Genomic DNA, 7,916 nt, shown 5'->3' on the forward strand with positions numbered 1-7,916 from the left:
GCCGACGAACTGGTGCGCGTTGCCGCGGCCGAGGTGCCGCCCGGGGTGCCGTTCGACACCGAGATCGTCTCCGGCGCGGCCGTGCCGGCGCTGCGTGCGGCCAGCGAACACGCGGCGCTGCTGGTATGCGGGTCCAGCGGCCTGGGCGCGATCTCCGGGCTGCTGGCCGGCTCGGTGACCGTCGCGCTGGCCGGGCACGGCGCGTGCCCCTTGGTCGTGGTGCGCGGCGCGGCCGCGCCGGCGGACGCGCCGGTCGTGGTCGGCGTGGACGGCTCCCCCGCCAGCGAGGCCGCTCTCGAGTTCGCGTTCGAGGAAGCCGCGCTGCGCGGCGGCCGGCTCACCGCCGTGTACGCCTGGGCCGACACGGTATTCCCGGCCGGCGCCTACCCTGGGATCGACTGGCAACTGCTGGACAAGCAGGCCCACGAGATGCTGGCCGAGCGGTTGGCGAGGTGGGCGGACAGGTACCCGACGGTGAAGGTGCACCGGGTGGTCACCCGGGACCGGCCGGCCCATGCCCTGCTCGAAGCCGCAGCCGGCGCGGAACTGACCGTGGTCGGCAGCCGGGGCCGCGGCGGGTTCGCCGGGCTGCTGCTGGGTTCGGTCAGCCAGGCGCTGATCCACCACGCGCCCTGCCCGGTCCTGATCGCCCGACCGGCATGAACGGGTGGGGCGAGCCGGCGGCGGTGCGGGAAACCCATGTGGCGACCGTGTTCCTGACCGGGGACCGCGCCTACAAGGTCAAGAAGCCAGTGGACGTCGGGTTTCTGGACTTCCGCACCCGGGCGAGCCGGCTGGCCGCGTGCCGCCGCGAGGTGGAGCTGAACCGGCGCCTGGCCCCGGACGTCTACCTCGGCGTCGCCGACGTATCCGATGTAGACGGTTTGGTGTGCGACCACATGGTGGTGATGCGCCGGATGCCCACCCAGCGCCGGCTGTCCACCCTGGTCGCCAACAGAGAACCGGTGGCGGACACGGTCACCGGGCTGGCCCGGATGATCGCGGCGTTTCACGCCGGTGCCCGGCGGGCGCCGGAGATCTCCGCCCAGGGCACCCGCGACGCCATCGCCGGCCGCTGGGAGGACAGCTTCGCGCAGGTGCATTCCCTGGGCGAGGCGGTGTTCGGGCCGGGAGTGCTCGACGAGATCGTCGTGCTCACCCGGAAGTTTCTGGCCGGCCGGGCGGCGCTGTTCGATGCCCGGGTGGCCGCCGGACGCATCGTGGACGGGCACGGGGATCTGCTGGCAGATGACGTGTTCTGCCTCGAGGATGGGCCGCGGGTGCTGGACTGTCTGGAGTTCGACGACCGGCTGCGCTTCCTCGACGGGCTGGACGACATCGCCTTCCTGGCCATGGACCTGGACCGGCTCGGCGCGCCCGAACTCGGGGAGTTGCTGCTGGACCGCTACGCCGAGTTCGCCGGTGACCCCGCGCCACCCGCGCTGCGCGCGCACTATCAGGCCTACCGGGCGTTTGTCCGGGCCAAGGTCGCCTGCCTGCGGCACGACCAGGGCGACGCGGCCGCCGCCGCGCAGGCGGCCACCTACGCCGAACTGACCCTGCGGCACCTGCGCCGCGGCCAGGTCCGGCTGATCCTCGTCGGCGGCCTGCCCGGCACCGGAAAGTCCACCCTGGCCGGCCAACTCGCCGACCGGTTGGGCGCGGTGCTGCTCTCCAGCGACCGGCTCCGCAAGGAGCAGGCCGCAATCAACCCGCACGACCGCGCGGCGGCCCCCTTCGGCGACGGCATCTACACCCCGGCACACACCGAACGCGTCTACACCGAACTACTCCACCGGGCTGAACAACTCCTCGGCCACGGCGAGACGGTGATCCTGGACGCCTCCTGGACCCGGCAGACCCACCGCGACGCCGCGGCCGCCCTGGCCACCCGCACGCACAGCGAACTCCGCGCGCTGCGCTGCACCGCCCCCGCACCGGTCACCACAGCCCGGCTCCGCGAGCGCACCGGCACCCCGTCCGACGCCGACGACACCATCGCCACCGCCATGACCCGCACCGCCCAACCCTGGCCGGAGGCCACCGACCTGGACACCACCGGCGCACCCGCCCAGACCGTTGCCACGGCGCTGGCGGTAATCACCGGGCCGGAACCCCCGGTGGAGCGGGGACCTGCGTCCCGGGTGGGAGAACGCCTTCGCCTCTAGGGCCGCACCGGTCCCTGCGCGACTGTTGGATCATGAGGACGATCCGACGATTCTGGCCCCGTAACAGCGAACTGATGCGGCCCGCCGACCGGATCGAGAAGGCCGTGCTGGGCTTGGCCGTGCTCGCGGCGATGGTGCCGTTGGGCCCGAGCAGCCCGTAGATCTCACCCGGTTCGACCCGCAGATCGAGGTCTCGCAACGCGTCCACCCGGCCGTAGCTCTTGCCGAGCTTCTCGGTTCTGATCATCGCCGGCCCGCCCGGAGCGCCTGGCCGCGCTGGTCGTACTCATCCCGGTCGATCTCGCCGCGGGCGAGCCGCTCGTCCAGAATCCGCCGCGCACCGTCGTGCCCCGTGCCGTTGTGCCCCCAGTGGCGGACCAGCAGCACCGTCACGGTGATCAGCCAGCCCCAGAACACGACCATGGTCAGGATCATGAACAACGTCCCGACCCAGCCATAGCCGTGGTGGTCCCAGTAGCCGTCCCAGCCAGGCATCGCACACCTCCGTCCCATCGTCGGACACCACCCAGGCTCGTCCGGCCCGTGGCGTGGGGGAAGGGACCGAGGCACCGCCTGCGCGGAGTCCTAGGTCTCTCGTCTCACCCCGATATCCGCGGTCAGGCTGGACACATGGATGAGGTACGGGAACAGCGCTGGGGCGCGGTGAGCGGGTTCGCCGCGTTGGTCCTGGGTGGGGTGGCGGTCGGGTTCGAGCGCAGCGTGCCGGACCCGGATCGGACACCGGCCGAGGTGCTGGACTTCTATCTCCGCAACGGGAGCGAACTCCTGGCGCAGAGCCTGCTGTTCGTGCTCAGCTCCGGACTCTTTCTGTGGTTCCTGGGCGGCCTGCGCACGTTCCTGGCGCGGATCGAAGGGCGGCCGGCGCGCATGGCGTCGATCGCCTACGCGGCCGGGATCGCCTGGATCGTGCTCAACCTGGCCGTGCAGGCACCGCAGATCGCCCTGGCCCGGGCCGCGGACACCGGCCTGCAACCGCAGCTGGCGGTCGTGGTCAACGACATCGGTCTGGCATTGGCCACCATCGCCGACGTTCCGGTCGCGGTGCTGGTCACCGCTGTGGCCGTGCTGTCGTTGCGGGACAAGGTACTTCCCACCTGGCTGGGCTGGCTCTCGGCGCTGGTCGCCGTGGCGCACCTGGCTGGCTGGGCCGGCATCGTCACCGCGGGCGGCCCCCTTTCGCCCGGCGGCTGGGCGACGTTCGTGATCTACCCGGTGTTCGTCGTGTGGCTGATCGGCATCACCACGGTGATGTTCACCCACGCGCGCGAACCCGTTCGACAAGGAGGTGTGTCATGAGACCGGTTCGCTTGTGGATCGGACTGGTTCTGCTCCTACTGGGTGTCCTGGGTGTGCTCGACGCGACCGGGGTCGTTGACGCCGGCACGGCCATCGAACCGTGGTGGCCGGTCGGCATCATCGGGCTGGGCCTGCTGGCCATGCTCACCACCCGGCAGATCTCGTTCTGGCCCATCGTGATCACCGGGTTCGGCCTGATCCTGTTGGCCGACGCGCAGAACTGGGCCACCGGCAGCCTCATGGGCCCGGCCGTGCTCATCCTGATCGGCGGCGCGGTCCTGGCCGGCCTGGCCCGCCACCGCATCGCCGCGCCGGTGACCGAACCGGTCGCGGTGTTCAGCGGAGCCCGAGCCGTGGACCGTTCCGAGCATCTGACCCACTCCGACGTGACGGCGGTGTTCGGTGGCGCCACCCTCGACCTGCGCGAGGCCCACATCGACGAGGTAGCCTCGGTCGACGCGTTCGCCCTGTTCGGCGGCGTCAAGATCCTGGTGCCCACCGGCTGGCGGATCGCGGTCGGCGGCCTGCCCATTTTCGGCGGCTACGAGGACAAGACCACCGGCAACGGCACCCTGCCCCCGGACGCACCCCTGCTCAAAGTCAACGCCACCGCCATCTTCGGCGGCGTCGAGGTCACCAACGACCCGAAATGAGGTGAACGGACAATGACACGCCGGCATTGGAAGGACCTGACCCCCACGCAGCGCGCGGCCTTCGTTTCGGCGAGCGCGGTGCAGATCGGGCTGGCCGCCGCCGCGTGGACCGACCTGGCCCGCCGCCCACAGGAACGGGTGAACGGCCGCAAACCACTGTGGGCCGCGGCGATCGCCGTCAACTTCGTCGGACCGATCGCCTACCTGCTGTGGGGCCGGGCGAAGACCAAGGCCCCGACCCCGTGAGCCGACCGGCCCTGCCGGTCACCAGCCAAGGTCCGTGGTAGCCGGGTACCGGCGGTGCTGCGCTGAAGGTATGAGTACCACACTGGAACTGCCTCCGATGCACCAGCCCGAACCCACACCGCCGCGCAACCGGCGCACCGTGATCATCGTGGTGCTGTCGGTGTTGCTCGCCATCGCTACCGCCGCCGCCGTGACGCTGGCGGTGGTCGGTGGCGGCGAGGACCCGGCGCCAACGCCGGGCAACCCACCCTCCGCCGGACCGACCGCCAGCGCCCCATCGACGGCGCAGCCGACGACCGGCTCCGCAACCCCGACGCCGAGCCAACCGACCGTGGTGCCGTTCGGCTACCAGCCGCTGTGGCCATTCACCAACCTGGCCGAGGTCACCGCCTGGCAGAACGCCTACCGCTCCGGCGGCCACGCCCCCTGGCACCTCGACGCGGACGCCACCGCGCTCGCCTTCACCACCGGCTACCTCAAGTTCACCGCCATCAACGTCGTGGTGTCGCACTCGATCGCGGGCACCGAAGCGCTCGTCGCGGTCGGCTACCCGATCGAGAACCGGTCACCCGGCACCGCCGCGGTACTGCACCTGGCCAAATTCGGCGTCGGCGCCGACGCGCCCTGGGAGGTGGTCGGCAGTAAGGACACCACCCTGACCCTCACCCGACCCCGCTACGGGACCACGGTCCGCTCACCGGTCACCGTCGGCGGGACGATCACCGGAGTGGACGAGAGCATCCGGGTGCAGATCCGCCAGCCCGCCACCGAGCAACCCCTCGGCCAGACCGGCGGCCTGCCCGCCGGCGGGGTGCGCACGCCCTGGACGACCACGGTGACCTACCAGGGCGCCACCGCGCCCGCGCTGACCATCGTCGCGTTCACCGGCGGCCACTACACCGAGGTGGAACGGTTCGCCGTCACCGCCGTCCGCTCCACGATCTGAGCGGGACCTCAGCCCGCCCAGGCCGACAGGCAGGGCCGGTGGTCGGGATCGCGAAGCCGATCGAGCGCGTGGAGCTGGAGTTGGCGCACCCGTTCCGGGCTGATCCGCAACCGCTCAGCGGTCTCCCGCAGGGTGCTGGGCTTGCCGGTGCGCAGGCCGAAGCGCAGGGTGATGACCTGAGCCTCGCGCGGCGGCAGCGCCGCCACGGCGGCCGCGACGTCGTCGATGAGGGCGTGATGTTCGGCGATGTCCGGCGTCGAGGGCAGCTCGGTGTCCTCGACGAGCTCACCCAAGGTCAGAGCGGCGTCCTCGCCGACCGGAGTGTCCAAGCTGACCACCGCGCGGCCGATCCGGCGCAGGTCGGCGACCCGTCCCGCGGTCTGGCCGGTCCGCCCGGCCAGTTCTTCGGCGGTCGGCTCCTGCGCCTGGTGCAGGGCCAGCTGGTGTTCGGCCGCGCGCACCTTGTTCAGTTCCTCCCACACGTGCATGGGCAGCCGGATCGTGCGGGCACCCTCGGCGGCGCCGCGATCGATCGCCTGGCGGATCCACCAGGTGGCGTAGGTGGAGAACTTGTATCCCTTGGTGTAGTCGAACTTCTCCACCGCGTGGATCAGGCCCAGCGTGCCGTTCTGGATCGCGTCGAGCAGCGGCACACCCTGCCGGTAGTGCTTGCGGGCCACCGCCACGACCAGTCGCAGGTTGGCCTTGATCATGTGGTCCCTGGCCTGTCGGCCGTCCTCGGCCACGGCCCGCAACTCGTGCCGGCGGACCGCGGTCAGCTGGTGCGGTCCGCCGGCCGGTTCGCCGAGCACCTGCTCCGCGTAGAGCCCGGCCTCGATCCGCTTGCCCAACTCGACTTCCTGGGCAGCCGTCAGCAGGGGAACCGAGCCGATCTCGTTCAGGTATCGCCGGACGAGATCGAGCTGCCCGTCGTCAGCGCGGAGTGTCATAGCCGCCCGGTCCTAACCGGACAGTCGGGCCGGTCGGTGGGTGATGGCCTCGATGTCCTGGACGGTCGCGTCCAGCAGTTGGTTCGCCAGGTCGGACAGCGCGCGGGCGACGGCCAGTTCGTCGCCGATCTCCGGCACGTTGGCGTCGGCCGGGTTGAGCCGGGCCAGGCCCGTCCCGACCAGCCTGGTGTCGTCCGGGTTGTGCAGCCGGGCGGTGGCCCGGGTGCGCTGCTCGTGCTCGTCGACGAAAATGTCCACTCGCCACTGCTTGGCCGTGGTCATGATGTCCACCTCCTTCGGTGTCCAGCGTGGTGCCGGTGCGTTCGGCAGCCCACCTTCGAACGTCCCTCGCGGCCGGGACCTAGGACCGCATCGGCCGGCACCGGTGCGGGCGACGCTTGGGGTATGAGCGCGCTCGCCCACGCCGAACTGGACCTCGCCGAAACCCTGCGCAACCGCCGCGCGCTGTCCACACCGGAGTGACACCATGACGACCGTGGCCGAGCGGCCGACCCAGTCCACACCGTCCGGACCGGACCGGAAAGCGGTGAACTGGCACTGGCGGGCACAACTGGGGTTGCTCGCCCTGCTGGCGGCGCTCACGGCGGCCGGGACCGTGGCCGAATGGGCCTGGCTGGTGGCCACGCTGTTGGGGTTGGGTTATTCGGTCGCGATGGTGGGCGCCGACCTGGTGGCCCGCCGGTTCGGCACCGACCTGCTGGCCACGCTGGCCCTGGCCGGGTCGCTGCTGGTCGGCGAGTACCTGGCCGGTGCGCTGATCGCGCTGATGCTGGCCACCGGGCAGGTACTGGAGGGCTACGCCCAGCGGCGGGCGCACCGTGACCTGGACGCCCTGCTGGACCGGGCCCCGCGGTTCGCCCAGGTGCGGCGCGACGGTGCGGTCACGACCGTGCCGGTCGCCGAGGTCCTGGTCGGCGACACCGTGCTGGTGCGCACCGGCGAGGTGGTCCCGGTCGACGGCCGGCTGGTCGAACCGGGCACCTTCGACGAGTCGGCGCTGACCGGCGAGTCGCTGCCGGTGCACCGCGTGGACGGGGACGCGGTGCGCAGCGGGGTGTGCAACGCCGGGGCCGCGGTGGCCGTGCACGCCACCCGGACCGCGGCGGAGTCGGCCTACGCGGGCGTGGTCCGGCTGGCCGAGACCGCGCTGGCCGAGACCGCGCCGGTGGCCCGGATCGCCGACCGGTTCGCGGTGGTGTTCGTCCCGGTGGCGCTGACCCTGGCCGGCGCGGCGTGGTGGTGGTCCGGAGAGGCGGTGCGGGCGGTGGCGGTACTGGTGACCGCGACGCCCTGCCCGCTGTTGCTGGCCGTCCCGGTCGCGATCACCGCCGGGATGTCGGCGACCGCGCGCTGCGGTGTGGTGGTCAAGGACGGCGGCGCGCTGGAACGGCTGGGGCGGGTGCGCACCGCGATCCTGGACAAGACCGGCACGGTCACCGCGGGCGCGCCCCGGGTCACCGACGTGATCACCGCGCCCGGTCAGGATCCGCGCCTGGCACTGGCCTGGGCCGCGGCCGTGGAACACGGCTCACCGCACGTGCTGGCCACCGCGGTGCTCGCCGCGGCGCACCGGATTGACGTCCCGGCCATGACGGCCGGCCGGGTGGTGGAGCAA

The 7,916-nt window shown here is 72.1% G+C and carries 11 protein-coding genes; 8 read left to right on the forward strand and 3 right to left on the reverse strand.

The window, feature by feature from the left end:
* The 3 genes from VFO68_RS10580 to VFO68_RS10590 all read left to right on the forward strand — a co-directional run.
* A partial coding sequence (locus VFO68_RS10580) for a universal stress protein (protein WP_325158035.1) occupies window positions 1–663 on the forward strand: 663 nt, incomplete at its 5' end.
* Window positions 660–2,168 (forward strand): AAA family ATPase, encoded by a 1,509-nt coding sequence (locus VFO68_RS10585; protein WP_325158036.1) that lies wholly within the window; start codon window positions 660–662, stop codon window positions 2,166–2,168. The genes VFO68_RS10580 and VFO68_RS10585, both read left to right, overlap by 4 nt.
* 32 nt (window positions 2,169–2,200) lie before the next feature.
* Complete coding sequence (locus VFO68_RS10590; RefSeq protein ID WP_325158037.1) at window positions 2,201–2,329, forward strand: hypothetical protein; 129 nt, start codon at window positions 2,201–2,203, stop codon at window positions 2,327–2,329.
* An 82-nt stretch (window positions 2,330–2,411) separates the two neighbouring features.
* Here the strand turns inward: VFO68_RS10590 and VFO68_RS10595 are convergent, their stop codons facing one another.
* Window positions 2,412–2,663 (reverse strand): SHOCT domain-containing protein, encoded by a 252-nt coding sequence (locus VFO68_RS10595; protein WP_325158038.1) that lies wholly within the window; start codon window positions 2,661–2,663, stop codon window positions 2,412–2,414.
* Window positions 2,664–2,798: 135 nt separating this feature from the next.
* Between VFO68_RS10595 and VFO68_RS10600 the strand changes: the two genes are divergently transcribed.
* The 4 genes from VFO68_RS10600 to VFO68_RS10615 all read left to right on the forward strand — a co-directional run bounded on the left by VFO68_RS10600 (window position 2,799) and on the right by VFO68_RS10615 (window position 5,330).
* Window positions 2,799–3,485, forward strand: a complete 687-nt coding sequence (locus tag VFO68_RS10600; RefSeq protein ID WP_325158039.1) for a hypothetical protein — start codon at window positions 2,799–2,801, stop codon at window positions 3,483–3,485.
* A complete protein-coding gene (locus VFO68_RS10605) occupies window positions 3,482–4,138 on the forward strand; it encodes a LiaF transmembrane domain-containing protein (protein ID WP_325158040.1) in 657 nt (218 codons plus the stop codon). The genes VFO68_RS10600 and VFO68_RS10605 overlap by 4 nt, the downstream gene beginning before the upstream one ends.
* 12 nt (window positions 4,139–4,150) lie before the next feature.
* Window positions 4,151–4,384: a PLD nuclease N-terminal domain-containing protein gene (locus VFO68_RS10610; RefSeq protein ID WP_325158041.1), complete on the forward strand. Its 234-nt coding sequence runs from the start codon at window positions 4,151–4,153 to the stop codon at window positions 4,382–4,384.
* A 70-nt stretch (window positions 4,385–4,454) separates the two neighbouring features.
* Window positions 4,455–5,330: a hypothetical protein gene (locus VFO68_RS10615; RefSeq protein ID WP_325158042.1), complete on the forward strand. Its 876-nt coding sequence runs from the start codon at window positions 4,455–4,457 to the stop codon at window positions 5,328–5,330.
* Between the two features lie 8 nt (window positions 5,331–5,338).
* Here VFO68_RS10615 and VFO68_RS10620 read toward each other — a convergent pair whose 3' ends face one another.
* On the reverse strand, window positions 5,339–6,280 hold the full coding sequence (locus VFO68_RS10620) for a sigma-70 family RNA polymerase sigma factor (protein ID WP_325158043.1): 942 nt from the start codon (window positions 6,278–6,280) through the stop codon (window positions 5,339–5,341).
* A 12-nt stretch (window positions 6,281–6,292) separates the two neighbouring features.
* Complete coding sequence (locus VFO68_RS10625) at window positions 6,293–6,562, reverse strand: DUF1876 domain-containing protein (protein WP_325158044.1); 270 nt, start codon at window positions 6,560–6,562, stop codon at window positions 6,293–6,295.
* A 205-nt stretch (window positions 6,563–6,767) separates the two neighbouring features.
* On the opposite strand from VFO68_RS10625, the gene VFO68_RS10630 reads away from it, so the two are divergent.
* Window positions 6,768–7,916, forward strand: a 1,149-nt coding sequence (locus VFO68_RS10630) for an HAD-IC family P-type ATPase (protein ID WP_325158045.1), incomplete at its 3' end; no start/stop codon positions are given.

The organism is Actinophytocola sp. (assembly GCF_035712165.1).
Lineage (GTDB): Bacteria > Actinomycetota > Actinomycetes > Mycobacteriales > Pseudonocardiaceae > DASYTH01.